Origin of the sequence: Pseudoalteromonas sp. NZS100_1 (assembly GCF_015864285.1) — a bacterium.
GTDB lineage: Bacteria > Pseudomonadota > Gammaproteobacteria > Enterobacterales > Alteromonadaceae > Pseudoalteromonas > Pseudoalteromonas arctica.
This window is the reverse complement of sequence record NZ_JADYXN010000218.1, coordinates 1-606: the sequence shown is the minus strand read 5'-3', so window position 1 is coordinate 606 and position 606 is coordinate 1. Positions and strand designations below refer to the sequence as shown.

1 protein-coding gene is annotated in these 606 nt (G+C 33.3%); it reads right to left on the bottom strand.

The window, feature by feature from the left end:
- Positions 1-166: 166 nt before the first annotated feature.
- A complete protein-coding gene (locus tag I6F66_RS22700) occupies positions 167-304 on the bottom strand; it encodes a hypothetical protein (RefSeq protein WP_231611947.1) in 138 nt (45 codons plus the stop codon).
- Positions 305-606 lie beyond the last annotated feature (302 nt).

The window sequence follows — 606 nt, the reverse complement described above, 5'->3', positions numbered from 1 at the left end:
CTTCGTCCCTCATTGGAACGGCACTATCAATGTCATCTGTTATTGAATAGCAGCCTTCATATGGCTCTGCGCTTAAAGTACTGCTAAAAATGGCAGTTATAAAAACACTTATACCTAAAATATTTTTAACCATTAAACATCCCTTGTTTTGTTCATAACCTTACTTTTAACCTTCGTTAAAAAATCGTTCGCGGTCGTCAGTCATTTTTACCGGCAAGCCATTATCAACCATAAAGTAGTAAAAGCGCAGATCATCAATTAAATCTGGAGCCGATATTTCAATATCTTGGTATGTTGCATTCATATATTTAAATCTTAGCGAATGTTCAAAGCGCTTAGTTTGGCAATACAGTACTTCTTGCAGGTCTGATATTTTTATCTTTATGCCTAGTATCTCAAACTGTCCGTCTATAATTTCAATCGCTTTAGATTGTTTTTTATTTGCCGAAAACCAATTACCAATTACACTTAATAGCCCACCCCCAAATAAAATGAGAAATTGTTTATAAATAGGTTCTTTAGTAAGAAACTACATCCAAAACAAGTAAATAACGACTACTAATGTAGTCCACGCTAACTTATAAAATAATTTAAAGGTGGGTAATT